The sequence below is a fragment of the Burkholderia sp. PvR073 genome (genome assembly GCF_054055695.1).
This window is the reverse complement of the sequence record NZ_JBSRXO010000002.1, coordinates 88,348-113,537: the sequence shown is the minus strand read 5'-3', so window position 1 is coordinate 113,537 and position 25,190 is coordinate 88,348. Positions and strand designations below refer to the sequence as shown.

Below are 25,190 nucleotides of genomic sequence, written 5' to 3'. Positions count from 1 at the left end.
CTACTCTTTTTTCATCGACGGCCGCGGTCGGCCGGAGGCCGGGCATGAAGCGATATGCGGCGCTCGCGCAGACGATTGCGGACTCGATCAGGCGTGGCGACCTCGCGGCCGGCGCCCGTATCCCGACCGTGCGCTCGGCGTGCCGCGCCTATCGTGTAAGTCCTTCCACCGTGTTTCGCGCGTACTACACGCTCGAAAGCGAGGGCCTGATCGTCGCGCGCGCGCGTTCCGGGTATTTCGTGGCGAATCTCGACGACAAGCGGGTGCGCACCGGCCAGGACACGCCACGCAAGCCGGGCGCGTCGCCGACCGGCGGCGACACGCTGTTCCGCTTGATGGACTCGCTCAAGCGCGACGACATCGTGCCGCTGGGCTCGGCATTCGCCAGCTATTCGCTGTTTCCGATGAGCAGCCTGTGGCGCTACGCGGCGACGGCGGCCCGCAACATGGACCGCGCGAAACTGCTGGCGGGACTGCCGCCCGGCCACGAAGCGCTGCGCCGCCAGATCGCCATGCGCTACCTGAACGCGGGCGCGTCATTGCCGATGGAAGAGATCGTCATCACGACCGGCGCAGCCGAAGCGCTGACGCTGAGCCTGCAGGCGCTCACGCGCCCCGGCGACCTCGTCGCGATCGAACGCCCGGCCTTCCCCGCGGCGCTGCAGGCCGTGCAGCGGCTGCATCTGAAGGCCATCGAAATCCCGGTCGACCCGCGCACCGGCCTCGATCTCGACGCACTCGCCGATGCGCTGGACACGCATCCGGTGCGCGCGTGCTGGTTCATGACCTCGTTCCACAACCCGACCGGCGCGACGCTGTCGGACGAGCGCAAGCGCGCACTGATCGACCTGCTCGCGTCGCACCAGGTGCCGCTGATCGAGGACGACGTGTTCGGCGAACTGCATTTCGGCCCGGCGCCCACGCGCCCGGCGAAGCTGTACGACGATAGCGGGCTGGTGCTGCATTGCGGGTCGTTCTCGAAGTGCCTCGCCCCCGGGTTCCGGGTCGGCTGGGTCGCGGCCGGACGCTATGTGGAACAGATCAGGCACGTGAAGAACGCGAGCGCGCCGGCCGCCGACGTGCCCGCGCAGATGGCCGTATCGAGCTACCTGCGCAACGGCGCGTACGACCGCTTCCTGCGCCGGCTCCGGCGCAACCTGGCCGCGCACCAGGCGCAGATGCTGGCCGCCGTTCGCGCGTACTTTCCGCCCGACACGGAGGTGTACGCACCGCGCGGCGGGTATTTCCTGTGGATCGAATTGCCGCCTCACGTGGACGCGATGCAGTTGTTCGACGAAGCGATGGAGAACGGCGTCAGCCTCGCGCCCGGGCCGATCTTTTCCGTGACGGGCGCATTTCACCGTTATGTCCGGCTGAACTATGGCCGGCCTTGGACCCCTGCCGTCGAGGACGCGATGCGAACCATCGGGACGCTCGCCGGACGGCAACGACAGACGAGGTAGCAACACCATGCAAGTCCTGCCCAACCGGAAAGTGCGTACTCGCGACACGCTGCGCGGCGCACTGAACCTGCGTGCCGAGCCGCACGGTGCCGTCAGCCAGCGCTGCCGGGAATGCGGCTTCCTGGCGTTTCGCGCCAGCGAGCAGTGCCCCGTCTGCGGTGTAGGGGACTGGCCGTTCACGCCGCTGCGCGACCGGCGCGGCGATGCGCAGGCCGGGCAGGCCACGCCTCCGCACGACACGCCGCCGCCTGTCCCCGCGTGGTCGTCGCGCGTCGCGGCCGCGGTGCGCAGCGCCGCGATCCGGCGGCCGCGCGCGTCGAGCGCGCCGCTGATGAGCATCCTGACCGTCGTGCTGATGGTCGGCGGCTATGTGACGTTCGACCGGACGTGCCGGGCGGATCCCGTCTGTCGCGGCCCGAGTACGCCGGATGCGGCAACGATCGACGCCAGCGCGCATGGGGCCGATGCCCCGACGTTGCCGGTCCTGCCCGCGCCCGTCTATGCGTTTCATCGGCCAGACGATACGCCGGCCGCGGCCGAGACGCGGGTTGCGGCCAACGAGACGCTGGTCGCGGCCGACGACACGCAGATCGCGGCCGACCCGCCGCGCGCGGCCGCGCGCTCCACCGCACGCGCGACCACGACACTCGCGCGGCACACGCCACCGGTTCGCGAGCCACAACACGCGCGCAACGGCGTCCGCGTCGCCGACTGGAAAGGCGTCCCGGCCCGACGCACGCATGCGATCCATCGCGTGAGTGTGCATACACGCCACGGGCGCCGCGCCGCGGCGACCGAAATCCAATTGGCCGGGGTCTATCGCGGACACTGAGCGCGCCGCACGCCCACAGCGACAACGGGCGGCACCGTCTCCGGTGCCGCCCGCTTCATGCTGTTCCTGGTTCGTGCGTCAGGCCGCCAGCAAACCGTGCGGATCGATCACGAATTTGCGCGGCGCGCCGCCGTCGAACTTCTTGTAGCCTTCCGGCGCCTGGTCGAGCGAGATCACCTCGACGTTGACGATCTTCGCGATCGGCAGACGGTCGAACAGGATTGCCTGCATCAGGTTGCGGTTGTACTTCAGCACCGGCGTCTGGCCCGTGAAGAACGAGTGCGACTTCGCCCAGCCGAGGCCGAAGCGGATGCTCAGGCTGCCGTGCTGCGCGGCCTTGTCCTTCGCACCCGGATCGTCCGTCACGTACAGGCCGGGGATACCGATCGCGCCGGCCGGACGCGTGATTTCCATCAGCGAGTTCAGCACCGTCGCGGGCGCTTCCTCGGAATGGCCCGACGAACCGTGGCCGTGCGCCTCGAAGCCGACGCAGTCGACCGCGCAGTCGATTTCCGGCACGCCGAGGATCTGCTCGATCTGCTCGCCGAGCGACGCGTCCTTCGACAGGTCGACCGTCTCGAAGCCCATCGCCCGCGCGTGCGCGAGGCGTTCCTCGTTCATGTCGCCGACGATGGTCACCGCCGCGCCCAGCAGGCGCGCCGAGGCGGCCGCCGCCATCCCGACCGGGCCCGCGCCCGCGATATAGACCGTCGAGCCCGGTTTCACGCCCGCGCTCACCGCGCCGTGATAACCGGTCGGCAGAATGTCGGACAGGCAGGTCAGGTCGCGAATCTTCGCCATCGCCTGATCGCGGTCCGGGAATTTCAGCAGGTTGAAGTCCGCGTACGGCACGAGCACGTACTCGGCCTGGCCGCCGATCCAGCCGCCCATGTCGACGTAGCCGTATGCGCCGCCGGCACGCGACGGGTTCACGTTCAGGCACACGCCCGTATGCGTGTCCTTGCACATCGCGCAGCGTCCGCACGCGACGTTGAACGGCACCGACACGAGATCGCCGAGCTTCAGCGTCTCGACGTCGCGGCCCACCTCGACCACTTCGCCGGTGATCTCGTGACCGAGCACGAGGCCGACCGGGGCGGTCGTGCGGCCGCGCACCATGTGCTGGTCGGAACCGCAGATGTTCGTGCTCACCACTTTCAGGATCACACCGTGGCCGATCGCGCGGCCGGTCGGATCGACCATTTTCGGATAATCGATCTTCTGTACTTCGACCTTGCCCGGCCCAAGATAGACGACACCTCGATTGCTGCTCATCGTATTGTCTCCATGTCTCGTTGGATGGCGCCGCGGTGCGCCGGCGGGTGCGGCGCTTACGCAACGTGCTGTTCGAGAGTAGTCCCGGAGGCGGGGGCGCCGATGTCTCAAACCCGACATGCGTTTGATCGGTGCCGACATCGACGGCGCAAACGCGAAAGTCGGGCCGGAAGGCAGTGCCATGGAAGACGCGGAGCGCGCGGGCCGCAAAGGTCGGCCGGTTCAAGTAATCGGGGCGGCCCGCCCCGCCGGCCGGGCGCGCGTTATCCGCCCTGATTCTCGCGGATGATCGCGGCGGCAGCCGCTTGCGCGTCGCTCGCGACGCCGTCGTGCATGCGCGTGCTGACGGCCGGCGTCGGCGGCTCGCTGTCGAGCGCATGGCCGTCGCGATTGCGCGTATCGACGGTCGCGCGCATCGACAACCCGACCCTGAGCGGATGCGCGGCCAGGTCGCGGGGATCGATCGCGATCACGACCGGCACCCGCTGCACGACCTTGATCCAGTTGCCGGCCGCGTTCTGCGACGGCAGCATCGAGAACGCACTGCCGGTGCCGGCCGAGAAGCCCTGCACGCGGCCGCGATAGACGACCCGCGAGCCGTACAGGTCCGACACCACGTCGACCGGCTGGCCGATGCGCATGTGGCGGATCTGCCCTTCCTTGAAGTTCGCTTCGATCCACAGCCGGTTCAGCTGCACGATCGACATCAGCGGCACGCCCGGCCCGACCTGCTGGCCGACCTGCACCGAACGCTGGCCGACCGTGCCATCGACCGGCGCGACGATCGTCGTGCGCTTCAGGTTCCGGTACGCGAGCCTGAACTGCGCGGCCGCCTGCACGACGGCCGGGCTTTCGTCGACCGGCAGCTTGCTGCCGAGCGCCCGCGCCGCTTCGAGCTGCGCCTGCGCGGCCGCGAGGTTCGCCTGCGCGCCGGCGACCGCTGCGCGGGCGCGCGCCAGTTCCTCCGGCGCGACGATCTCGACCGATGCGCCCGAACGCGCGGCGAGCGCGCGCTGCGCGAGCGACAGGTCGGCCTGGCGCGCGTTCACGGCTTCCACATACATCGTGTTCGAGATCTTCGCGTTCGCGACCTGCCGCACGGCCTGCACGAGCTGCGCCTTCGCCTGCGCGAATGCGACGGACGCTTCGGTGTCGTCGAGCCGCACGAGCGTCTGCCCGGCGCGCACGGCCTGCGTATCGGCGACCAGCACGTCGGTCACGGCGCCCGGGATCTGCGCGGCGACCTGCACGATGCTGCCCGCGACGTACGCGTCGTCGGTGTCCTCGTCATAGCGGTCGTGCAGCAGCCAGAACGCGATCCACACGATCGCGGCCAGCAGCACGACCGCGAAGAACAGCGTGAAGCGCTTGCGGCGGGTCGCCCGGCGCGCGTCGAGTGCCGGATCGTTCAGTGCGGCCGGCTGTGCGGCGGTATGTAGGTTGTCGTGGTGCATCAGTCGCTTTGCGTAACGATCAGGCGGTCATGCTGGAACAGCGGGATCGCGCTTACGCGCGGGTCGGCCGAGACGATGGGTACGGCGCTGCGCGTGCCGGTGCTCACGCTGGCGCTATCGGCCGTCGCACCGCGCGGCGTCACGATCGCCGCCGGCGGGTCGATTGGCGCGGCGCCATTGACGGACGTGGCCGCGCGACGTGCTTCCGTGCCGGCGTTCGTCGCGTTGCGCGCCGCCGCGTTCGCCATCGCGCCGCGCTTCGGCCGCGCGCCTTGCGCGGTACGTGTCGCGACCGGCGACGTCGATGCCGACGCCATCGCCGCGTTCGCATCGAACCCGCCGCCGAGCGCGCCGACCAGCCCGACGCGCAGCGTCCGCTGCCGCCCGAGCAATGCGATCAGCTGCGCGCGCTCGTCGATCAGCGTGAGGTCCGCGACATCGACGTCCTTCTGCATCAGCACGCCGCGGCGATGGCGGTCGGCCGCGATCTGCACGATCTTCTGCGCGGCGGCGACGGCGTCCTGCTGCTGCGCGACGAGCGTCTGCGCGGTCTGCAGCGACGTGACGATCTGCGCGACCTGCCCGAGCGCGTCGTCGACGGTCTTGTTGTACAGCCCGATCGCGACGTCCGCCTGCGCGACGTCCGCGCCGAGCTTCGCCTTCAGCCGGCCGCGATCGAACACCGGCAGCGAGATCGCCGGACCGACGGAGCCGGCGATCGCGTCGCGCGAGAACAGCGACGCGGGCGTCAGCGCGAACACGCCGCCGAGCGCGACGAGGTTCACGTCCGGATAGAACTGCGCGCGCGTGGAATCGGCATTCGCGAACGCGGCTTCGACCCTCAGGCGCGCGGCGACGATGTCGGGCCGGCGGCCGAGCAGGTCGGCCGGCAGCCGCGCGGGCAGCGCGCCGCCGGGGAAGGCGCCGACGCGCGGCCGCTGCAGCGAGAGCCCACGCTCGGGCCCGCGACCGGACAGCACGCCGAGCTGCAATTGCGCGAGCTTGATCTGCTCGTCGTTCAGCGCCATCTGTTCGAGCAGGCGGCTGCGCTTGATCGACGCGTCGCTCGCGTCGTACGCGTTGTCGAGGCCGCGCGCGGTGCGCTCGCGCAGCACGGCCGTCACGCGCTGGCTGATCTTCAGCTTCTGCTGCAGCAGGTCGCGCACCGCGTACGCCTGGTCGAGCTGGCAATACACGGTGACGATCGCGACCGCGAGCGTGAGCCGAACCTGCTCGGCCTCGACGCCGGTCGCGTCGCGCAGCGACATCAGGCTCTTCGTCGCCGCGCGGTTCTTGCCCCACAGGTCGAGCTGGTAGTTCAGCCCGACGAATATCGACGACGGCGACACGACCGGATCGCCGAAGATCTCGACCGGCACGCGATAGCCGCCGACGGACACGTCGGCGACGTCGCCCGGCTTCGGCATCCGCGCGCGGCTGACCGTCGCGCCGGCCGTGCCGGTCAGCCCGGTCAGCGAATCGAATTGCCGAAGCTGCGCCTGCGCGATCCGCAGCCGCGCCTGCGCGACCTGCAGGTCGGGATTGTTCCGCGACGCCTCCGTCACCAGTTCGTCGAGCTGCGGATCCTGCAGTTGCTTCACCCAGTCGGGTGCGGGCCACGCGCCGTCCACGCCGGGGCCCGCGGTGTGCGCGAGCGCGTCGCCGGCCGGTGCGCGCAGCGACTGCGACGGCAGGAATCCCGACGGCACGCAACCGCCCAGCGCCAGCAGCGCGGCCGCCGCGAGTATCGCCCAGCCGCCCTGCCCGCCGCGCGCCGGTCGCGCCGCTTTCGTGATGCGTTCCATCGCTTCCCTCACCCCTGCTGGACGCGCTGCGCGCGTGCGGCCAGACGCGGCCGCGCGCGCTCGAGCGGACCGAGCCGGCCGAGCAGGCCGTCCGCGATGCCGTACAGGATGCCGGCGAGCTTGTCGCGCTTGTCGCGCTCGACGAGCGCGATCTGCACGACCTGCCACACGGTCAGCAGGTTCGGCACGATCGCCACCGGAAAGCGCAGCCCGTACTGCATCCCGAGCTGCACCGCATTGCGCGCGCTGTAGTAGCGCCGTTGCCACGAGTGATTCATCGACGTCATTTCAAAAGGGCCGAATGCATGCCGCTGCTTCGCGCCGATCCGGTGCGGCAGCACCAGCGACGGCACGACATAGAGCGGCACGTTGCGCGCGAGCGCGCGGAAGCTGTACTCGGTATCGACGTGATCGATGAACAGCGTCTCGTCGAAGCGGCCGAGCAGGTCGAACGCGGCGTGCGACACGACGCAGCCCGACGAGATCAGGAACGCGCAGCGCTGCAGCGGGGCGTCCGGCGCGAGGCGTAGCCGGCGCAGCGAGATCCCGTTCGTCGCGAGTTCGGGCAGGAAGCTGCGTGCGTTCTCGTCGAAGATGCGCGGGCCGGCGAGGAATGCACGCCCCGCGAGCCGCGCGCACGCGTCGCGCATCGTCGCGAAGTAACCGGCCGGCACCGACGAATCCTGATCGAACAACGCAACGGCATCGATGTTCCGCTGAAACAGCGCCGCGAGCCCGGCGTTGTACGCGCCGGCGATCCCGCCGTGGTTGCCGTGATGCAGCAGCGCGATGCCGTCGCGCGCACACAGCGCGCGGGCACGTGCATCGGGCTGCGGCGTGTTGTCGACGACGAGCAGCGCGTCGCACGCGTGCCGCCACGCGCCGAGCGCCGCGAGCTGCGCGTCGGTCGGGTGATACAGGATCACGAGTGCGCCGAGTGTCGTCATGCCCCTCTCCTCAATGTCCGAGCGAAACCGCGGCGCCGCGCTTCGGCCGCGTCAGCCACATCATCGCGGCGAGCACGACGCAGGTCACGCTCGCCATCCAGAACATGTCGCCGGTCGCCATCATGTACGCATGCTGCATCACGACCTGGTGCAGCGTCGACAGCTCGCGCACGCCATCCACGCCCATCGCGTTCAGCGCGTGCACGAAGCGCTGCGTGTTCGTCGATGCGTGCGTGACCGATTGCGACACGACGTCGTAGTGATAGGTCGCGCGGTTGTCCCACAGCGTCACGCTCATCGCGGTGCCGAACGCGGCGGACAGCGTGCGCAGGAAGTTCGACAGGCTCGACGCGGCCGCGAGCCGGTCGTCCGGAATGCGCGACAGCGTCGCGGCCGTCAGCGGAATGAAGAAGCACGGCAGTCCGATCCCCTGGATCAGCCCGGGCGCGGCGATCTGCGCGAACGTCATCTTCAGCGTGAAATGCGCGTCCCAGGCGAGCACGGCCGCGAACACGAGGAAGCCGAACGTCGCGAGCACGCGTGCATCGAAGCGGTGCGCATGCAGGCCGACGAGAATCGAGAACACGAGCGCGAGCACGCCGAGCGAGGCGGTAGCGAGGCCCGCATGAAACGCGTTGTAGCCCATCACCGCCTGCATCCACAGCGGAAACACGACGCCCACCACCGAGAAGCTCATCATCCCGAGCGAGATGATCAGCACGCAGAACGAAAACGTGCGGTCGCGAAACAGGCTCAGGTCGACGACCGGATGCGCTTCGCCCGCCTCCCAGATCAGCAGCGACACGATCGCGAGCCCGGCGACCACCGCGAGCGTGACGATCAGCGGCGAATCGAACCAGCCCTTGTCGTGACCGAGATCGAGCATCGCCTGCAGCGAGCCGACGCCGATCACGAGCAGCACGATGCCCGGCACGTCGATCGGTCCGGCCGCGCCGCGCTGCGTATCGGGGCGCAGCATCGCGGTGCACACGGCGAACGCGAACAGCCCGATCGGCAGATTGATCAGGAAGATCCACGGCCACGAGAAGCTGTCGACGATCCAGCCGCCGACCACCGGCCCGAAGATCGGCGCGAGCAGCACCGTCATCGCCCACAGCGCGAGCGCGACGGTGCGCTTGTCCGGCGGGAACGTGCGCAGCAGGATCGTCTGCGACAGCGGCACCATCGGCCCCGAGCACAGCCCCTGCAATGCGCGGCAGACCACCAGCACGTGCAGGTCGCGTGCGAGCCCGCACAGCAGCGACGTCAGCGTGAACAGCAGCACCGCGCCGACGAACAGCCGCCGCTCGCCGACGCGGCGCGCGAGCCAGCCGGTCAGCGGCACCGCGATCGCGGCCGCGACCGAATACGAGCTGATCACCCACGTGCCCTGGCTGTTCGACACGCCGAGACTGCCGGAGATCGCCGGCACGGCGACGTTCGTCACGGTCGAGTCGAGCACTTCGATGAAGGTCGCGAGCGACAGCGCGAACGTCAGGAGCGCGAGCCGGGCGCCGCGCACCGGTGCCGCGGCAGGCGCCGCGTCGAAAGCGACGGCCGCCGGTGCGTCCTGAAGCGGCGATGCCGTGCTCATGCGCCCGCCATCGCGACCGCGGCCGGCGAGATCGCGCGGCCGCGTTTCGGTGCAAGGCGCTCGATGAAATCGGCGGCCGTCGCGCAGCCGTCCGGCGCGGCGTTGATCAGCGCCCGCGCGCGCTCCGCATACACGGCGAATTCGGGCTCGTTCAGTACGCGCATGAGCGCCGCACCGAGCCGCGCGCCGTCGACCGGCGCGTCGAGGCGTACGCCGGCACCGCTCGTCGCGACACGCTGCGCATTGTCGAACTGGTCGTGCGCGAACGGTGTCACGACCTGCGGGATGCCGGCTTCGAACGCGAGCGCCGCGGTGCCGATCCCGCCGTGATGCACGAGTGCGCGGCAACGCGGCAGCAGCGTGCGCATCGGCACGAAGCGGCGCACCAGCAGCCGGTCGCCGTCCGGTGCCGCATCGTGCGGGCTCAGCAGGATGCCGCGCGTGCCGGTCGCGCGCATCGCGTCGGCGACCGCACGCGCATACGCGGCGTGATCGACGCGCGTCGACCCGGCCGTGAACACCACGGGCGGCTCGCCGGCCGCGAGAAACGCATCGAGCGCGGGATCGTCGTCGGGCGCCGCGACGTCGTTGAACAACGGAAAGCCACTTTGCAGAAGACGGGCCGGCCAGTCGCGCTGCGCCGGCGCGAACCAGTCGGGAAACAGGCACAGCACGCCATCGGTCGAATGCAGCCAGCGGCCCAGCACACGCCGCGCGGGCGCGAGCCCGAGGTCGCGGCGCACCGCATTGAGCGCCGGCCCGCACACGCGGTCGAGCACCTGCCGCTCGATCAGCGTCATCAGCGCCGCCTTCACCGGCAGCGGCCAGCGCGCGGGAATCGTCAGGCGCGGATGCGTCGGCGGCACGTGCGCGGACAGCAGCGTCGACGGCGACACCTGCACCGACACGTACGGCGTGCCGTGCCGTTCCTGCATGAAGCGCGCGGAAAACGCCCACAGCGTGCCGACCAGCACGGTGTCGCGATCGGTCAGTGCGCACAGCGCGTCGTAATGCGGGCGCAGCACGGGGGCGATCACCTGCCACAGCGTGCGAAACGACGTGCGCGGATCCCACAGCGCCGGGTTCGCCATCGCGGCCTCGTACTCGGCCGCGGTGCCGACCGGCACGAATGCGAAACCGCAGCGGCGCACGGTCGCCTCGAACGGCGGATGCGTGCAGAACACGACATCGTGGCCGCGCATCGCGAGCGCGCGCGCGACGCCGAGCAGCGGATGCACGTCGCCCGCCGAGCCGATCGCGGTCACGATCATCTTCGCCATCGCGCGCCTCGCGGAAAGATCAGTAGAAACCGGGGATCAGCGCCGCGACTTCGCGACGGTACTGCGCGTACGCCGGCCCGAAATGGCCGGTCAGCCAGCTCTCCTCGACGCGCACCTTGTACGCGAGCGACGCGAACACGAGCGCGACGCCAAACGCGCCGCGCCACTCGCCGCCGATCAGCGCGGCGCCCACCAGCGCGATCAGGCAGCCGGTGTAGATCGGATGACGCACGAGGCCATACGGGCCGGTGCGGACGAGTTCGTGGTTCTCCTTCAGCGTGACGGACACGCTCCAGTTCGTGCCGAGATGCAGCCGCGCCCACACCGAGAACAGCAGGCCCGCGACCAGCACCGCGAGCCCGCACTGGGCCTGCAGGCCGAAGCGCTGCCAGTCCGGCACCCACGCGCGCAGGGTCAGGTCGGGCAGGATGATCAGCGCGCCGCCGACGATCAGCGGAATCGACTGCAGCGTGCGCGAGCGCGACGCCTCCTTGCGCACGGTCGTCTTCACGGCCTGCGACGTCATGATCCAGTAGGCGAGCCACGCGGCCCACGGAACGACGATGGCGATGGTCTGAACGATATTCACGGCTGGCCTGCCTCGTGTGGATGAGAATTCGGATGCGCGCGGCGTGCGCGGTGCGCGACGTGCCGCGTCACGACGACATGGCCGGCATCGGCGCGGACACGCACGCGTGTGCGGCGCCGAGCCCGATGCCCGCGGCAACGGGCGGCGCGTCGCAGAAGAAGCCGAGCAGCGCGGCACGCGTGGCCTCGCGCTGCGCGCGGCCTTCGATGTCGAGAAAATGGCCGGCGTCGGGAATCGTCCCGAAGCGCGCACGCGGCACGTGCGCGGCGAGCTGGCGGACGTCGGCCGGCGTCGTGTATTCATCGCGCTCGCCGTTCACGAACAGCAGCTCGGCGCCGATGTTCGAGAACTCGCTCAGGTAGCGCTCCGGCTGCAGCGACAGGATCTGGTCGACGTGGAACGCGACCTGATCCTGCTCGTCGCGCGGCAGGCGCGTCAGGTAGCGGTAGTTGTACAGCTTCATGATGCGCGGCAGGTAGCGGCCGACCGTGTCGTTCAGCAACTGCGCGGCCTTCAGGTTCTCGCCGGCCGCGATGTGGTCGCGGGCGCGCGTCACGTAGTCGACCATCGCGTCGTTCAGGAACGGCGAGAACGAACAGATCGCCGCGCGCCGCACGCTCGGGCAGCCGCGCGCGAGCGCGAACAGCGACGCGACGCCGCCCCACGACACCGACACGAGGAACGCGGGCGCGAAGCGCTCGACCAGATGCTGGAGGATCGCGGCCTCGTCGTCCTTCGTCAGGATGAAGCAGCCGGGGTTGTGCTGGCGCGACTGCCCGGCATACGGCAGGTCGAAGCAGATCGTGTTCATCCGCTCGCCGAGATACTGGACGGTCTGGCCGAACGACGCGGTCGTCGCGAGCGCGCCGTTGACGAGCATCGCCGTGTCGAATGACGGATCGAACACGTTCCGTTCGACGTAGACCTTCAGACCATTCGGTAGCGGGACCACGTGTTTTTCGGTCGGCATCGTCGTTCTCCGGTGGATGCGGCGTCTCGGCGTCGCGGCATGCTGCAGGTGCGCAATGGCGGGCGCCGACCGTGTTCCGGTCGTTGACCGCGCCCATTGCCGACGCACCGCGGAAAATACCCGCGGCGCCGATTCATTCCTTGTGGTGCGGCGCCATACTAATACGGGCAATATTACTTACTCAAGTCACTTCAACGATTCCCTCTACTCCACCCGGGAATACATACGATTCAAATTTTTTCAGCATTTTTTATGGTAGGAGGAATCTGACTAAAGTAGATCGCAATCGTTTGCGAGTGCATCACGAAATAGGCCGCATGGCGAAAAATACCCTTTATATTCAATCATCTAAACCAATTCAATCGCTTGATTGAAACGAATTTCCAGAAATTATCGGCCTCGTCATCGGCAATTCGGATTTCCGGATTCAAGCATTTCTCACATAGCTCGACATTCTTTCGACATGTAATAAATCGAATCCGGAAACTGTCGTGACTATTGCACCGGCTTTTCCCGATCTGTTTTAAACAAACTTAAAATTATTTAACCTCCTTTCAATTCGTTTTTCCGCATCCGCACAATCGCGGCGGCGCCATCGGTTTCCGTCCGCCGACATCCCGATCCACCGTCAGACCCCGGTTTTTTATTGATTGAACGATCAATAAAAAACCGCTAAGCTCTCGACTTCCAGGAACGGGCCCGTCCGGGCGAAAGGAGTGCGCGATGCCGAAAGTCGGAATGCGGGAGATTCGCCGCGCACAGTTGATCGACGCCACGCTGCGCTCGATCGACGAAGCCGGCCTGCCCGGCACGACGCTCGCATCGGTCGCGCAGCGCGCGAACATCTCGACGGGCATCGTCAGCCACTACTTCGGCGACAAGGACGGCCTGCTCGAAGCCACGATGCGGCATGTGCTGCGCGATCTGTGGGCGGCCACCACGCAACGTCGCGTCGCCGCACGCAAGGACCCGCGTTCGCGGCTGCGCGCGATCGTCGCCGCGAACTTCGACGACACGCAGGTCAGCGCGCCCGTGATGAAGACCTGGCTCGCGTTCTGGTCGCAGAGCATGCACGACGCGATGCTCAAGCGCCTGCAGCACGTCAACACGCGGCGCCTCCATTCGAACCTGTGCGCGGAATTCGCGAAGGCGCTGCCGCGCGCGAAAGCACGGGAAGCCGCCAGCGGCCTCGCCGCGCTGATCGACGGCCTGTGGCTGCGCGGCGCCCTCGCCGGCGGCCCGATCGACACCCGGGCTGCATTGAAGCTCGCCCACGATTACATCGACCTGCTGCTCGCGTCCGACTGACGCGCAGGCAGTCGCCCTCAAGGAGATCCTCATGTCCGTATACGGTTTGCAGCGCCTCTACATCGGCGGCGGTTACGTCGACGCCACCAGCGGCAAGACTTTCGATACCTTCGATCCCGCCACCGGCGAACTGCTCGCGCAGGTGCAGCAGGCGAGCGCCGCCGACGTCGACCGCGCGGTCGCGTCGGCCCGGGAAGGCCAGCGCGAATGGGCCGCGATGACCGCGATGCAGCGCTCGCGGATCCTGCGCCGCGCGGTCGATCTGCTGCGCGAACGCAATGACGAGCTCGCAGCCATCGAGACGCGCGACACCGGCAAGCCGATCGGCGAGACGCTCGCGGTCGACATCGTCACCGGCGCGGACGTGATCGAGTACTACGCGGGCCTCGCGACCGCGATCGAAGGGCTGCAGGTGCCGCTGCGCGCCGAGTCGTTCGTCTATACGCGCCGCGAGCCGCTCGGCGTGTGCGCGGGCATCGGCGCATGGAACTACCCGATCCAGATCGCATGCTGGAAGACGGCGCCCGCGCTCGCGGCCGGCAACGCGATGGTGTTCAAGCCGAGCGAGGTCACGCCGCTCACCGCGCTGAAGCTCGCGGAAATCTATACGGAAGCCGGCGTGCCGGCCGGCGTGTTCAACGTCGTGCAGGGCGACGGCTCGGTCGGCGCGCTGCTCACCGGTCACCCGGACATCGCGAAGGTGTCGTTCACCGGCGGCGTCGAGACCGGCAAGAAGGTGATGTCGCTGGCCGGCGCGTCGTCGCTGAAGGAAGTGACGATGGAGCTCGGCGGCAAGTCGCCGCTGATCGTGTTCGAGGATGCCGATCTCGACCGCGCGGCCGACATCGCGGTGACCGCCAACTTCTTCAGCTCGGGCCAGGTCTGCACCAACGGCACGCGCGTGTTCGTGCACCGCTCGGTCAAGGACGCGTTCACGCAGCGCGTGCTCGAACGCGTGAAGCGGATTCGCGTCGGCAAGCCGACCGATGCAGATACCAACTTCGGCCCGCTCGTGTCGGCCGCCCAGCTCGACAAGGTGCTCGGCTTCATCGACAGCGGCAAGGCCGAAGGCGCGAAGCTGCTCGCGGGCGGCACGCGCCTGACTGACGGCCACTTCGGCAGCGGCCAGTACGTCGCGCCGACCGTGTTCGGCGACTGCCGCGACGACATGAAGATCGTGCGCGAAGAGATTTTCGGGCCGGTGATGAGCATCCTGGATTTCGAATCGGAGGACGAAGTGATCGCCCGCGCGAACGACACGCACTACGGCCTCGCGGCCGGCGTCGTGACCGAGAACCTGTCGCGCGCGCACCGCACGATCCATCGCCTCGAAGCCGGCATCTGCTGGATCAACACGTGGGGCGAATCGCCGGCCGAGATGCCGGTTGGCGGATACAAGCAATCCGGTGTCGGACGCGAGAACGGCATCACGACGCTCGAACACTACACTCGAATCAAGTCCGTACAGGTCGAGCTCGGCCGCTACAACCCGGTGTTTTGAGAACGATAGGAGATACCCCGTCATGACGACACGCGAATACGACTACATCATCTGCGGCGCCGGTTCCGCGGGCAACGTGCTCGCGACGCGCCTGACGGAAGATCCGAACGTCACGGTGCTGCTGCTCGAAGCGGGCGGCCCCGACTACCGCTTCGACTTCCGCACGCAGATGCCGGCGGCGCTCGCCTATCCGCTGCAGGGCCGTCGCTACAACTGGGCCTACGAGACCGACCCCGAGCCGCACATGGACAACCGCCGGATGGAATGCGGCCGTGGCAAGGGGCTCGGCGGCTCGTCGCTGATCAACGGGATGTGCTACATCCGCGGCAACGCGCTCGACTACGACAACTGGTCGACGCACAAGGGGCTCGAGAACTGGACGTATCTCGACTGCCTGCCGTACTTCAAGAAGGCCGAGACGCGCGACGTCGGCCCGAACGACTATCACGGCGGCGACGGCCCCGTGTCGGTCACGACCAGCAAGCCGGGCGTGAACCCGCTGTTCGAGGCGATGGTCGATGCGGGCGTGCAGGCCGGCTATCCGCGCACCGACGACCTGAACGGCTATCAGCAGGAAGGCTTCGGTCCGATGGACCGCACCGTCACGCCGAAGGGCCGCCGCGCCAGCACCGCGCGCGGCTACCTCGACCAGGCCAAGGGGCGGCCGAACCTCGAGATCGTCACGCACGCGCTCGCCGACCGCATCCTGTTCGACGGCAAGCGCGCGTCGGGCGTCACGTACCTGCGCGGCAGCGAGCGCGCGAGTGCGCACGCGCGCCGCGAGGTACTCGTGTGCAGCGGCGCGATCGCCTCGCCGCAGCTGCTGCAGCGCTCGGGCGTCGGCCCCGGCGCGTGGCTGAAGGAACTCGACATCCCGATCGTGCTCGACCTGCCCGGCGTCGGCCAGAACCTGCAGGATCACCTGGAGATGTACATCCAGTACGAGTGCAAGGAGCCGGTGTCGCTGTATCCGGCGCTCAAGTGGTGGAACCAGCCGAAGATCGGCCTCGAATGGATGCTCAACGGCACGGGCCTCGGCGCGAGCAACCACTTCGAGGCGGGCGGCTTCATCCGCACGCGCGACGACGATCCGTGGCCGAACATCCAGTATCACTTCCTGCCCGTTGCGATCAACTACAACGGCTCGAACGCGATCGAGATGCACGGCTTCCAGGCGCACGTCGGATCGATGCGTTCGCCGAGCCGCGGCCGCGTGAAGCTGCGCTCGCGCGATCCGAACGCGCACCCGAGCATCCTGTTCAACTACATGGCCGAAGCGCTCGACTGGCGCGAGTTCCGCGATGCGATCCGCGCGACGCGCGAGATCATGCGGCAGCCCGCGCTCGACCGCTATCGCGGCCGCGAGCTGAACCCGGGCGCCGACTGCAAGTCCGACAAGGAGCTCGACACGTTCGTGCGGTCCCGCGCGGAAACCGCGTTCCATCCGTCGTGCTCGTGCAAGATGGGCTACGACGACATGGCCGTGGTCGACGAAGAAGGTCGCGTGCACGGGCTGGAAGGGCTGCGCGTCGTCGATGCGTCGATCATGCCGATCATCACAACCGGCAACCTGAACGCGCCGACGATCATGATCGCGGAGAAGATCGCCGACAAGATCCGCGGCCGCCAGCCGCTCGCGCGTGTCGACGTGCCTTACTTCGTCGCGAACGGGGCGATGGCGCGCAATGTCGCGAAGGCGGTGCGGCAGCCGGAGACGGTGTAATCGCACCCCCGCCCCGCGCACAGCGGTGGCGGCGGCAACATGCACGGCTCGCGGCGTTTTCGCCGCGAGCCGTTTTTCATTGGGCGCGCCCGGCGCCCGTACTGAACCGCGTGATGGCCGCCCGCCTCGGCCGCACGCGTTTCGCGCGCACGATCGGATTCGCGCGCGACGTCAGGCTCATCGCGCCGCGCAGATGCTCGAACGCGACCTCCTCCTTCCGCCCGAAGCGGCCGAGCGCCGGCCACGCCAGCGTTTCATCGAGCCACGCCTGCCACGCGTCGCCGTGGAAGCGGCGCGCGAATTCGCGCACCGTGTCCGGCGCCGCGATCACGATGCCCGCCAACAGGTAATACGCCCAGAAGCTGCCCGCGCCGACGAGCCGGTCGAGCCGGCACGCGGACACCGCCGCGAGCAGACCGTCCACCGACGCAAGATCGGTGCGGCGTTCGCGAATCGCGCGCGCGACGAGATTATGCTGACCGCCGTACGCGGCAAAGGAAATCCCTTTGCCGGCGGCCAGCTCCGCGCAGAACATCGCGAGCGCAGCCATCTCGTCGATGCGGGCGGCATCGTCGCGCGGCCCGCAGACGCGCAGCACGATCGCATCGATGACGTCCCCCGGCCGTGCCGACGGCTCCACGCACGCCGCCGCGATGGCCGCGCGTCGTTCTCTCAGGTTCTTCGCGAGCGGTGCGTCATGCTCGTCGGCATCGTCGCTGCCTCGCTCGACGCCACGGGCAATCCGCTCGAGCGCGGCCCAGCCGTCGTCGGGATCGTCGAAGGTCCACGCATCGACGAAGCCATGCGCGGCTTCGAATACCGCGCGCGATCCCGGGCAGCATCGCTCCGCGTGCGCAAGCTGCCGCGCGTCGGGCACGTGCGTGCATGCGCCGGGCGGATCGCTCGCCTCGCATGCGCAACCGCCGCCGTCCGTTGCAATCCACGGCGCGAGTTCATGCAGGACGGCGATCGCTTCGTGCGACAGGTTCAAGCCCGCTCGCACGCGTGCCGCGCGCGACGATGGCGGAACGTCCGTTGCGTCGTCGCCGTCGTCGGCCGCCGCCACGCAAGCCGCGTCGTACAGATGTTCGATCAGGTACTGCAGCCACGCGGCCGTGCGCAGCCGGTCAGGCGTCGCACCGCGGGCAGCGCCATACTTCGCTGGGTCGGTGAGCATGTGGCGAATCGGAATGGTTGTCTCGTTTCGGGTTCGGTCGAAGCAGGCGGCACGGTGCGTCGCACCGGCCCCTGGTATGGCCACCCACCTCGGATCGCGAGGCAGGCGGCCAGCCGGTCGCCGCGCCGATACGCGCGAGGACGCGAACGCAGCTCGAAACCGGAGCGCCCGCCGCGCATCCTTGCACGGCCCTCGTCGATGGCGGGCGCCCGGCCTCGATCACGCGACGCTTACTGCACGTGGAACTTCGGCGACGTGACGACCGTGCCGCCGACCGTACAGTCCGGTGTCAGCACGGCATTATTGAACGTGAGTGACGAGTTCGGATCGTTCCACGTCGTCACGACCTTGCTCGGCCCGCACGTGCCGAGCAGCGTGACGTTCACCTTCACGTTGTTGATCGACAGCTGCGTCGTACTGTCGGCCTGCCCGGTCCACGGCGACGCGCTGGTCGCGCTGCCGCTGATCAGGCCGCACGTCGCGCCGCCCGTGAACGTCGTCGACGTGATGTTGACGATGCCCGTCGACGAGATCGTGCCGTTGAACGTCGCGTTGCAAGTCGCGTTGATCGCCCCCTTGGCCAGGGCCGTGAGGCCCGTCGCGGAGAACGGCTCTCCATTGGGGTTCATCGCCTGCCCGTCGGCGCGCGAAACGGTCACGGCGAAAGCAGGCGCGGCCGAAACCGCGGTGAATGCCACTGCAGCAACAAGCGATACGATTTTGCGAATGCTCATTTGAACTGCCCCCTCTCTCTTCACAAATGGCGGCATGCCGCCAGGAACGCGACGTCCCGGCCGGATCGCTCCGGCCGCTCGGTCGCAGGAAGCCGCCGGCACGCGTGACGCGTGCCGCACGGCTCAGAACTTGTAGGAAATGCCGACGAAGGTGATCAGCGGATCGGCCTTCAGCCGCGTGCGCGTGGTCGCGAGCGTCGATCCGTCGGCCGCCTTGATCACGAGCGACGAGTAGGTCTTTAGCGGCATGTAGGTCAGCGTGGCCGTGAGCCCCCAGTGCTTGTCGATCGCATAGCTCGCGCCGACGTTGTAGACCGGCGTGAACGACGACGACGCCTTGCCCTCCACCGACGTCGGCCCCGGCTTGCCGGCGCCGGCCGCGAGCACGCTGCCGAGGTTCTCGTTGATGTCCTTCGCGAAGTTGCCGTTCAGTTCGATGTTGCTGAACCAGCTGTAGGCCACGCCGATCCCGACGAACGGACGGAACTTCGCGGTCGGTGCATTGAAGTAGTACTGCAGAATGATCGTCGGGCTCCACTGCCGCGCATTCTTCACGGCCGGCTGGTTCGCGGCCTTGTCCATGTCGACGGTGCCGAGCGAGCCGGCCGGGCCCGGCGGCCGGATCACGCCGTGCCCGGTCAGCGTGAACTCGGGCGGCACGCCGAGCACCGACGTCACCGCGATGTGATCGGTGAAGAAGTGCGTGAGCGTGAGGCCGACCGTATCGGCGTTGTTGACCGTCAGGCTCGTGCCCGGCGACGTGAACGAACCGGGCAGCCGCAGCGGCCCGTTGATCGGCATGTTCGCGAGATTCGTCGTCAGCCCGTTGGTCGAATCCTGCGGCATGATGTGCAGCCAGCCCAGCGTCGCGACGTTGTCGCCCGCCTGCTGGGCCGATGCGAGCGTCGACACGCCTGCGACGACACCCGCGACAATCAGCTTCTTCATGAAACCTCTCCCCTCGTTCTGTCCGGGCGCCGCGCATCCGCGCGCGACGCCGCCGTGTCTCCATCCGCGCTTGGTCACTGGACGAACGCGCCGACCGTGAAGTACGGGTTGTTCGTATCGGCCATGTCGAGGAACCCGAACACGCCGCCGGTGAACACGAACTTGCCGGTCGCCGGCCCCGACGCCGCGTCCGCATGCACCGTCGTCACGACGCCCGGCACCTTCTGCGTGTAGTCGAGGTTCAGCGCGCGCGTGAGCGCCGCCTGCGACGCGTTGAACGGATCGAGCAGCGTCGCCTGCGCGCCGACGAGCGCGGTCGCGCGGTAGTTGAACGCACTGTCGACACCCGTGTACTCGCCGTTCTGCGAGCCCGGCGCGACCGCCGCCTGCGGGCTCAGGAACGAGATGCCCGATTCGTCGTCCGCGCTCGGCGGGCCCTGCGTGAGGTCCGCGTTCGCGGCGCCGGTACGGATGAAGACCGGCACGAGCTGGTTGCGCAGCTTGCCGACGATCAGGATCCCCTTGCCGGCCTTCGCCGGATCGAGCGCGGCGAGCGTCGCCGGAACCTGCGGCTGGTAGTTCAGCGACTGGAATGCCGGCGCATCGGGGCGCCGCGTGAACGGCTGGTTCACGGTCGCGCTCGACGCGAGCGGCTGGCCGCCGTTCTTCTTGCCGAAGTTGTCGGTTTCGACGTAGCTGCCGTCCGCGTTGATCGTCACCTGCTGGTCGAGCGCCACCGGCTGGAAGTTCTGCGACGGCACCTGGTGATAGCCGAGCTGGTTGTACGTACCGGCGATCTTCGACAGATCGGTTTCGAGCGACGAGAAGCTGATGAACGGGTAGTACGGGAACGTCGTTTTCGGAATCTTGCCGACGCCGATCACGCCGTCGAACTGGATCGTCGCGCCGGGAATCGCGCCGCCCAGCACGCCCTCGCCGAGGAACAGGCGGGCCGGCCGGCTCGGGTCGAGGCTCGCGTTCTGCATCCGGAACGTGCACTGGTTCAGCTTCACGGTCGGCAGGCCGGTCTCGTCGGCCAGCGTGCCGTCGACGACGTTGGCCGGCGCCGTGTCGCGCGTCGGCTGCACGGTGCCGGTGGTGGTCGGCACGGGCGACGCGAGGTAGGTCATCCGGTACGTCATCTTCGTGGTGTCGAGCTGCACCTTCACGAGTTCGCCCGAACCGGACCCGCCGATGAACACCGTGTTGTAGTCGATGGACTGCGGGCACAACCGCACCACCGGCGCGGGCGGCGGGTCGCCGTCGCCGCCGCAGGCGGCCAGCACGGGCGCGAGCGACGCCGCGGCCATCCAATTCTTCACATTCATAGGAATCCTCTTGAATTTCGATTCGCCGGCGGCGACGCATGCGCCGCCGGTGTGCCGTGTTCAGTCCGCCGTTACTGGACGAACGCGCCGACCGTGAAGAACGGGTTGATCTTGTTGTTGTTGACGACCATCGCGTAGACGTTCCCGGCCGTCACCAGCCAACCCGTGTCGCCCTTGCTGAAGATCGCCACGTTGCCGTTCGCACCCTTCGCGTTGAAGTCCTGCGAGGCCGTGACCTTGATCTTGCCGGGCGTGGCCTGCGTGTAGTCGAGCGCGAACTGCGAACTCACGGACGACGTCTGCGGGTCGATGAATGCCGCGGTATTGCCCTGGAACAGCGTGGACGTGTAGTTGGCGGCGATCGTCGACACGGCGCTGCCGTCCGTGCAGTTTCCGGCCTCGGGCATGAAGAACGTGCCGTTGAACGTGCCGGGCAGGTCCGGATGCGGCACGAGGCTGTCGAAGCTCGGCCCCGAAATCCCCGGTGCGCCATACACGCCGTTGGACGTCACGACGCCGCACGCGGACGCGCTCGTCGCACCGATGAAGCCGCCCTTCAGCACATTGGCCGCGACGGACCGCGCGGGAGACAGCATCGAGATGCCGACTTCCGCGTCGGCGACCGACGCCAGCAGGTTGCTCGCATCGGCGTGCGAGTAGCCGACGCGAATCACGATCGGTATCAGCGCGCCGTTCAGCTTGCCGACGATCATCACACCATGCGCCTCGGTCGGCGACAGCAGCACGAGCGGCTGCTCCTGGCCGGCCGACGGATACGGCAAGCCCGGTTTCGCGCTGCTGACGAACACGTTGTCGGCACTGCCGTCCGCGTTCTTGCGCAGCGTCCACGGCGTACCGGTCGTCTGGCACGAGTAGTCGCTGCCCGGCGTGATCGTGCACGTGCCGTCCGCGCCGAGTGTCTGGCTCCAGTTCACGACATCCGGCTGCCAGCCCTGCGGGGTGGCGGTCTGATAGCTGCTGCCGGTCGGCGACAGATGAATGCCGACTTCGTTGTATACGCCGGCCACCTTGGTGAAATCCGTCTCGGTGTCGGTAAAGCCGATGAACGGATAGAAATCGAACGTGCGCGACGGCACGGTGCCGATATAGAGACCCGGCGCGAGCGGAATGCCGTCGAATTGAATCGTCGCGCCCGGAATCCCGCCGCCGACCACCCCGTTCCCGACGAACAGCATCGGCGGATCGGTGCGCTTGATCGTCACCGAATACGCGCCATCGCTCGTCGCGCCGCTGTCGAGCACGAACGCGCAGCGGTTCTGCTCGGCCGTCGGCAGGTTGGTCGGATGATGGAAGGCGCCGTTGATCGTCAGGCCCGCGCGCGTGTCGTTGACCTGCCCCGCCGACGTCGGCACCGACGATTCGAGGAACTGCATCTGATAGGTGAGCTTGGTCGTGTCGAACTTCACCTTCACGTATTCGCCGCTGCCGGCGCCGCCCGTGTAGGTCGTCGTGTAGTCGAGCGAATCCGGACACAGCTTCGTCACGACGGGCGGCGTCGTTTCGGCGCCGCTCGGCCCGCATGCGCTGCCCGAGCACTGCGGCACGTTGATCGGGCCCGGATCGTCGCCGCCGCCGCAACCGGCGACGAACGGCAGCGCCAGCACGGCGCATGACAGGATCGCCTTCCGCCATTCAGGAATGCAAAGCATCAACCCCTCCTTTTCAGATACGACAGGTCTCGTGCGGACGGGCTGCGTGGCCCGCCGGTTGGTATTGCGCCGCGAGCGTGCGCGGCGCATGACGATGCGCGCAATGCGCGCCGCGCGGCCGGATCGGCAGATGCGATCGGGACCGCCGCGGCAGGCAAGCGCTATCCGGCGGCGCCGTCATGCGGCACGGCGCCAGCGGGACAATCGATACGGAATGGGGTGCGTCGCTACAGCGACAACGCGATGCGATGACGCGGGCACGCGACTCGCGTCGTGCCCGCATCCAGCGAAAAGCGCGGACATGACAGTCCGGCCGGGCCCTCGGATAGGCGTCTCATGTATTGGTCTCCGTACGTACGCTTGATTCGTTATCGTGATGCGTCGTTGGTCGAGACTATGAGGGGACGATCCGCACAAGTAAATGGATGCAGAGTTCCAAACGTGCCCGAACCGCGCAATCCCAGTGTGTGCGGGGTGCTTGACAGTTTTTCAAACAGCCTTCAATTTATTTGCTCAGACAAATACCCGCCCGGTGCAACGCGCATGGGAACGACGGTGGTCGACCCGCACCGGTCGAGCGAAAACGACGCGCATTGTTCGCTCGATTCAAATAAAGCATCGTTTTATTGAATGACCCACGTGCATTTCCCGCAAATCCCGCACCGGCATCGCATGTCGTTTCCGTGGAAATGCATTTCCATCTTCCGATTGCTAATATGGCGGTCCTGCGATCCCGCACCACAACGCCGTTCGACATGACGCCCGTTCGCCATGCCGCCCCCGCCACCGCCCGCTTCGCGGCGGCGGCGCCGGGCACGCGCGGCGCGCGGCGTCGGACCGACCGGCCGTGCCATCCGTGAGCATGCAACCGATCCTTTCCGTCTCCGATCTTTCCAAGACCTACGCGTCCGGCTTCCAGGCGTTGAAGCACGTGACCCTCGACATCCGCCCGGGCGAGATCTTCGCGCTGCTCGGGCCGAACGGCGCGGGCAAGACCACGCTGATCGGCTCGATCTGCGGCATCGTCACGCCCACCCAGGGCCGCGTGACGGTCGGCGGCCACGACATCCGCGACGCGTATCGCGCGGCGCGCGAAATGATCGGCCTCGTGCCACAGGAGCTGACCACCGACGCGTTCGAATCCGTGTGGGCGACCGTGTCATTCAGCCGCGGCCTGTTCGGCAAGGCACCCGATCCCGCGCACATCGAGAAGACGCTGAAGGCGCTGTCGCTGTGGGACAAGCGCGACAACAAGCTGATGACGCTGTCGGGCGGCATGAAGCGCCGCGTGATGATCGCGAAGGCGCTCGCGCACGAGCCGCGCATCCTGTTCCTCGACGAGCCGACGGCCGGCGTCGACGTCGAGCTGCGCCGCGACATGTGGAAGCTCGTCGATTCGCTGCGCGAAAGCGGCGTGACGATCCTGCTGACCACGCACTACATCGAGGAAGCCGAGGAAATGGCCGACCGGATCGGCATCATCCTCGGCGGCGAACTCGTGCTCGTCGAAGAGAAACGCGAGCTGATGCGCAAGCTCGGGAAGAAGCAACTGACCGTACAGCTCGAACACCCGCTCGCGGCCGTGCCGGCCGAACTCGCCACGTTCGGGCTCGAACGCGCGGACGACGGCGCCGCGCTCGTCTATACGTACGACTCGCAGCGCGACGACGCGAGCATCGCGAAGCTGATCAACGCGCTCGGCTCGGCCGGCATCAGCTTTCGCGACTTGCATACGACGCAGAGCTCGCTCGAGGATATTTTCGTCAGCCTGATCGACAACCGCCGCAACGGCGCACAAGGGGCGTAACGCACATGGCGAACTGGAATTTCCACGGCATCCGCGCGATCTATCGCGCCGAAATGGCCCGCACGCGCCGCACGCTGATGCAGAGCATCATCGCGCCGGTGATCTCGACGTCTCTGTACTTCGTCGTGTTCGGTTCGGCGATCGGCTCGCGCATCAGCGACGTGAACGGGATCGGCTACGGGTCGTTCATCGTGCCGGGCCTCGTGATGCTGTCGCTGCTGTCGCAGAGCATCTCGAACGCGTCGTTCGGCATCTACTTCCCGCGCTTCACGGGCACGATCTACGAGATATTGTCCGCGCCCGTGTCGTACTGGGAGATCGTGATCGCGTATGTGGGCGCGGCCGCGTCGAAGTCGCTGCTGCTCGGGCTGATCATCCTCGCGACGGCCGGGCTGTTCGTGCCGCTGCACATCCTGCATCCGTTCTGGATGGTGCTGTTCCTCGTGCTGACGTCGATCACCTTCAGCCTGTTCGGCTTCGTGATCGGCATCTGGGCCGACAGCTTCGAGAAGCTGCAGCTCGTGCCGCTCCTGATCATCACGCCGCTCACGTTCCTCGGCGGCAGCTTCTATTCGGTCGACATGCTGCCGCCCGCGTGGCGCATCGTCACGCTGTTCAACCCGATCGTCTACCTGATCAGCGGCTTCCGCTGGTCGTTCTACGGGCTGGCCGACGTGCACGTGTGGATCAGCCTCGCGGCGACCACGCTGTTCCTCGCGATCCTGCTCGCGATCGTCGCGTGGATGTTCCGCACCGGCTACAAGCTGAAGAACTGACGCAGCGTG

General features: G+C 68.0%; 20 protein-coding genes. 7 read left to right on the top strand and 13 right to left on the bottom strand.

Annotated elements, in window-relative coordinates:
• Positions 1-44 precede the first annotated feature (44 nt).
• The gene (locus ACVK00_RS07650) at positions 45-1,463 is read left to right on the top strand and encodes an aminotransferase-like domain-containing protein (RefSeq protein ID WP_284895630.1); all 1,419 of its coding nucleotides are present in this window, start codon (positions 45-47) and stop codon (positions 1,461-1,463) included.
• A gap of 7 nt (positions 1,464-1,470) precedes the next feature.
• Complete coding sequence (locus ACVK00_RS07645; protein ID WP_284895632.1) at positions 1,471-2,295, top strand: ATP-dependent serine protease; 825 nt, start codon at positions 1,471-1,473, stop codon at positions 2,293-2,295.
• Between the two features lie 78 nt (positions 2,296-2,373).
• Here the strand turns inward: ACVK00_RS07645 and fdhA are convergent, their stop codons facing one another.
• The 8 genes from fdhA to ACVK00_RS07605 form a co-directional block, all read right to left on the bottom strand.
• Positions 2,374-3,570, bottom strand: a complete 1,197-nt coding sequence (gene fdhA / locus ACVK00_RS07640) for a formaldehyde dehydrogenase, glutathione-independent (protein ID WP_006755768.1) — start codon at positions 3,568-3,570, stop codon at positions 2,374-2,376.
• A gap of 263 nt (positions 3,571-3,833) precedes the next feature.
• On the bottom strand, positions 3,834-5,024 hold the full coding sequence (locus tag ACVK00_RS07635; RefSeq protein ID WP_284895635.1) for an HlyD family secretion protein: 1,191 nt from the start codon (positions 5,022-5,024) through the stop codon (positions 3,834-3,836).
• Positions 5,024-6,829: an efflux transporter outer membrane subunit gene (locus ACVK00_RS07630; RefSeq protein ID WP_284895637.1), complete on the bottom strand. Its 1,806-nt coding sequence runs from the start codon at positions 6,827-6,829 to the stop codon at positions 5,024-5,026. The genes ACVK00_RS07635 and ACVK00_RS07630 overlap by 1 nt, the downstream gene beginning before the upstream one ends.
• 8 nt (positions 6,830-6,837) lie before the next feature.
• Positions 6,838-7,776 carry a glycosyltransferase family 2 protein gene (locus ACVK00_RS07625; protein WP_354123257.1) on the bottom strand — a complete coding sequence of 313 codons (939 nt, stop codon included), beginning with the start codon at positions 7,774-7,776 and terminating at the stop codon, positions 6,838-6,840.
• 10 nt (positions 7,777-7,786) lie between these two features.
• On the bottom strand, positions 7,787-9,370 hold the full coding sequence (locus ACVK00_RS07620; protein WP_284895641.1) for a DHA2 family efflux MFS transporter permease subunit: 1,584 nt from the start codon (positions 9,368-9,370) through the stop codon (positions 7,787-7,789).
• Positions 9,367-10,650: a glycosyltransferase gene (locus ACVK00_RS07615; protein WP_284895643.1), complete on the bottom strand. Its 1,284-nt coding sequence runs from the start codon at positions 10,648-10,650 to the stop codon at positions 9,367-9,369. The genes ACVK00_RS07620 and ACVK00_RS07615 overlap by 4 nt, the downstream gene beginning before the upstream one ends.
• A gap of 19 nt (positions 10,651-10,669) precedes the next feature.
• A complete protein-coding gene (locus ACVK00_RS07610; protein ID WP_212084828.1) occupies positions 10,670-11,239 on the bottom strand; it encodes a methyltransferase family protein in 570 nt (189 codons plus the stop codon).
• Positions 11,240-11,306: 67 nt separating this feature from the next.
• A complete protein-coding gene (locus ACVK00_RS07605; protein WP_166722529.1) occupies positions 11,307-12,209 on the bottom strand; it encodes an alpha/beta fold hydrolase in 903 nt (300 codons plus the stop codon).
• 723 nt (positions 12,210-12,932) lie between these two features.
• Here ACVK00_RS07605 and betI point away from each other — a divergent pair.
• Genes betI through betA form a run of 3 tightly spaced genes read left to right on the top strand, consistent with a single transcriptional unit; the run spans position 12,933 to position 16,741 of the window.
• Complete coding sequence (gene betI / locus ACVK00_RS07600) at positions 12,933-13,517, top strand: transcriptional regulator BetI (protein WP_166722530.1); 585 nt, start codon at positions 12,933-12,935, stop codon at positions 13,515-13,517.
• Between the two features lie 31 nt (positions 13,518-13,548).
• A complete protein-coding gene (betB, locus tag ACVK00_RS07595) occupies positions 13,549-15,018 on the top strand; it encodes a betaine-aldehyde dehydrogenase (RefSeq protein ID WP_006752712.1) in 1,470 nt (489 codons plus the stop codon).
• Positions 15,019-15,040: 22 nt separating this feature from the next.
• Positions 15,041-16,741 carry a choline dehydrogenase gene (betA, locus tag ACVK00_RS07590; RefSeq protein WP_166722532.1) on the top strand — a complete coding sequence of 567 codons (1,701 nt, stop codon included), beginning with the start codon at positions 15,041-15,043 and terminating at the stop codon, positions 16,739-16,741.
• 76 nt (positions 16,742-16,817) lie between these two features.
• On the opposite strand, the gene ACVK00_RS07585 is transcribed toward betA, so the two are convergent.
• The 5 genes from ACVK00_RS07585 to ACVK00_RS07565 form a co-directional block, all read right to left on the bottom strand.
• Positions 16,818-17,918, bottom strand: coding sequence for a hypothetical protein (locus tag ACVK00_RS07585; protein ID WP_284895650.1), 1,101 nt, complete (start codon positions 17,916-17,918; stop codon positions 16,818-16,820).
• A gap of 230 nt (positions 17,919-18,148) precedes the next feature.
• Positions 18,149-18,652 carry an activator protein gene (locus tag ACVK00_RS07580; protein ID WP_228908314.1) on the bottom strand — a complete coding sequence of 168 codons (504 nt, stop codon included), beginning with the start codon at positions 18,650-18,652 and terminating at the stop codon, positions 18,149-18,151.
• Between the two features lie 123 nt (positions 18,653-18,775).
• Positions 18,776-19,600, bottom strand: a complete 825-nt coding sequence (locus ACVK00_RS07575; RefSeq protein WP_284895653.1) for an OmpW/AlkL family protein — start codon at positions 19,598-19,600, stop codon at positions 18,776-18,778.
• Positions 19,601-19,674: 74 nt separating this feature from the next.
• A complete protein-coding gene (locus ACVK00_RS07570; protein ID WP_284895655.1) occupies positions 19,675-20,928 on the bottom strand; it encodes a DUF2957 domain-containing protein in 1,254 nt (417 codons plus the stop codon).
• A 71-nt stretch (positions 20,929-20,999) separates the two neighbouring features.
• Complete coding sequence (locus ACVK00_RS07565) at positions 21,000-22,598, bottom strand: DUF2957 domain-containing protein (RefSeq protein ID WP_284895656.1); 1,599 nt, start codon at positions 22,596-22,598, stop codon at positions 21,000-21,002.
• A gap of 862 nt (positions 22,599-23,460) precedes the next feature.
• Between ACVK00_RS07565 and ACVK00_RS07560 the strand changes: the two genes are divergently transcribed.
• Both ACVK00_RS07560 and ACVK00_RS07555 read left to right on the top strand, forming a co-directional pair.
• Complete coding sequence (locus tag ACVK00_RS07560) at positions 23,461-24,405, top strand: ABC transporter ATP-binding protein (RefSeq protein ID WP_284895658.1); 945 nt, start codon at positions 23,461-23,463, stop codon at positions 24,403-24,405.
• 5 nt (positions 24,406-24,410) lie between these two features.
• Complete coding sequence (locus tag ACVK00_RS07555) at positions 24,411-25,181, top strand: ABC transporter permease (protein ID WP_166722539.1); 771 nt, start codon at positions 24,411-24,413, stop codon at positions 25,179-25,181.
• Positions 25,182-25,190: the final 9 nt, after the last annotated feature.

What these genes read in the sequence shown, in the direction of transcription:
- ACVK00_RS07555 (WP_166722539.1), top strand. Translation starts at nt 24,411, where the DNA reads ATGGCGAACTGGAATTTCCACGGCATCCGCGCGATCTATCGCGCCGAA.
- betB (WP_006752712.1), top strand. Translation starts at nt 13,549, where the DNA reads ATGTCCGTATACGGTTTGCAGCGCCTCTACATCGGCGGCGGTTACGTC.
- ACVK00_RS07570 (WP_284895655.1), bottom strand. Translation starts at nt 20,928, where the DNA reads ATGAATGTGAAGAATTGGATGGCCGCGGCGTCGCTCGCGCCCGTGCTG.
- ACVK00_RS07605 (WP_166722529.1), bottom strand. Translation starts at nt 12,209, where the DNA reads ATGCCGACCGAAAAACACGTGGTCCCGCTACCGAATGGTCTGAAGGTC.
- ACVK00_RS07650 (WP_284895630.1), top strand. Translation starts at nt 45, where the DNA reads ATGAAGCGATATGCGGCGCTCGCGCAGACGATTGCGGACTCGATCAGG.
- ACVK00_RS07575 (WP_284895653.1), bottom strand. Translation starts at nt 19,600, where the DNA reads ATGAAGAAGCTGATTGTCGCGGGTGTCGTCGCAGGCGTGTCGACGCTC.
- betI (WP_166722530.1), top strand. Translation starts at nt 12,933, where the DNA reads ATGCCGAAAGTCGGAATGCGGGAGATTCGCCGCGCACAGTTGATCGAC.
- ACVK00_RS07630 (WP_284895637.1), bottom strand. Translation starts at nt 6,829, where the DNA reads ATGGAACGCATCACGAAAGCGGCGCGACCGGCGCGCGGCGGGCAGGGC.
- betA (WP_166722532.1), top strand. Translation starts at nt 15,041, where the DNA reads ATGACGACACGCGAATACGACTACATCATCTGCGGCGCCGGTTCCGCG.
- fdhA (WP_006755768.1), bottom strand. Translation starts at nt 3,570, where the DNA reads ATGAGCAGCAATCGAGGTGTCGTCTATCTTGGGCCGGGCAAGGTCGAA.
- ACVK00_RS07565 (WP_284895656.1), bottom strand. Translation starts at nt 22,598, where the DNA reads ATGCTTTGCATTCCTGAATGGCGGAAGGCGATCCTGTCATGCGCCGTG.
- ACVK00_RS07615 (WP_284895643.1), bottom strand. Translation starts at nt 10,650, where the DNA reads ATGGCGAAGATGATCGTGACCGCGATCGGCTCGGCGGGCGACGTGCAT.
- ACVK00_RS07580 (WP_228908314.1), bottom strand. Translation starts at nt 18,652, where the DNA reads ATGAGCATTCGCAAAATCGTATCGCTTGTTGCTGCAGTGGCATTCACC.
- ACVK00_RS07635 (WP_284895635.1), bottom strand. Translation starts at nt 5,024, where the DNA reads ATGCACCACGACAACCTACATACCGCCGCACAGCCGGCCGCACTGAAC.
- ACVK00_RS07620 (WP_284895641.1), bottom strand. Translation starts at nt 9,370, where the DNA reads ATGAGCACGGCATCGCCGCTTCAGGACGCACCGGCGGCCGTCGCTTTC.
- ACVK00_RS07645 (WP_284895632.1), top strand. Translation starts at nt 1,471, where the DNA reads ATGCAAGTCCTGCCCAACCGGAAAGTGCGTACTCGCGACACGCTGCGC.
- ACVK00_RS07585 (WP_284895650.1), bottom strand. Translation starts at nt 17,918, where the DNA reads ATGCTCACCGACCCAGCGAAGTATGGCGCTGCCCGCGGTGCGACGCCT.
- ACVK00_RS07560 (WP_284895658.1), top strand. Translation starts at nt 23,461, where the DNA reads ATGCAACCGATCCTTTCCGTCTCCGATCTTTCCAAGACCTACGCGTCC.
- ACVK00_RS07625 (WP_354123257.1), bottom strand. Translation starts at nt 7,776, where the DNA reads ATGACGACACTCGGCGCACTCGTGATCCTGTATCACCCGACCGACGCG.